Annotated in this window: 1 protein-coding gene and 1 pseudogene; both read right to left on the bottom strand. The window is 57.8% G+C overall.

Going from position 1 to position 1,194, the window contains the following annotated elements; translation table 11 throughout:
* Positions 1 to 55: 55 nt before the first annotated feature.
* Positions 56 to 718, bottom strand: coding sequence for a hypothetical protein (locus CPT76_RS28225; RefSeq protein WP_105445236.1), 663 nt, complete (start codon positions 716 to 718; stop codon positions 56 to 58).
* Between the two features lie 3 nt (positions 719 to 721).
* A pseudogene (locus tag CPT76_RS28220) lies at positions 722 to 1,194 on the bottom strand (tubulin-like doman-containing protein); the annotation flags it as partial.

Genomic DNA, 1,194 nt, shown 5'->3' with positions numbered 1-1,194 from the left:
CCCATCCCCGCCGAGCTGGCATATCCGAACGACTCCAGCTGCTCCCGTTCGCTGATCAGCGCGTACAGGTCCATCTGAACCGACTTGAAGGACTGGCTGAAGATCGACTGGGCAAGCAGCGAAATTTCCGGATGAACACATTAAGCGGGTCGTCGACCCGCGTAATGACAGAGAGATGGATCCGGTCGAACGAGGAATACATCCGGCCGTAGCCCGCAATATGAGACTCTAGCCGGCGGATCGCCTTATTCAGCTCGAACAACTGCTTTTCATTCCGGTAGAACGCCCGGTGCAGCTCTTTGCGTATCGTTTTGGGATCACCCGGCACAGCGGAGTCGTCCAACAGAAACCGGCTCAGCAAGGAGCCGCCGTCTTCGGAGCGCACTTCGCCGAACCCGTACTCTTTGGCTTCGAACCGTCCATTCGCATGACTTTCCTGGGAGGCCATGGACGCCAAAGTGCCTTGGGTCTCGTCTGAAGCGGCTGCCCCCCGGTCGCTGCCGGACACCGTGCCGACATGGAAATACGTCACTCCGGCGCTGTTATCCCACTTTTGCCGGTGGATCTTCATGATCAGTCCGATGGCGTCCGCCGTCTTGTCGCCGATAAACAGAAGCACCGCCGGGTAATGGATGCTGCTCTGGTCGTCTCCCTTACCCGTCAGGCTCTCCTGGGCTGCGGCATAGCTGGATGCAAACCGCTCTAAAATACCGTTCATCGCTTACTTCAGCCTTCTGCGGATATCGTTCAGCTTGGAAGAAATCTGTCTGTAGAACTGATAGCGGTCTTCCCCGTCCGCCAGCTCCACCTTCTCGTATTCGAGACGGTCGCGGGCTTCCAGGAAGGTCGCCGACAGCTCCTCCAGCTTGGTGAGCAGCGGGGTGATATCCTCCGAAGCGGTCAGCTCGGCATCTCGGCGGGACGATTTGCGCAGCAGGGTGCTGCGGCTTTTCTCATCCAGCCCGCGGAAATGCTTGAACACTTCGTATTCGACGTAATTGACGCTTTTCAGCAGATTGGCGAACGGCTGCCACGCTTCTTCTTCCGGGTCGCGGTCGTAGACGTACAAGGCGCCCTTCTTGCAGATCGTGCCGGTGTACATCGCTTCGATAAACTGGTCCAGCCATTTCTCCTCATCCTGATGCTGGCTGATGATGTCTTCCAGCTCGGCAGCCTTGGCGCAATGGCTGTATA

Source organism: Paenibacillus sp. AR247 (assembly GCF_002968895.1).
Taxonomy (GTDB): Bacteria; Bacillota; Bacilli; order Paenibacillales; family Paenibacillaceae; genus Paenibacillus_AQ; species Paenibacillus_AQ favisporus.
The sequence above is the reverse complement of the archived record's forward strand: the minus strand, read 5'-3'. Positions and strand labels throughout refer to the sequence as shown.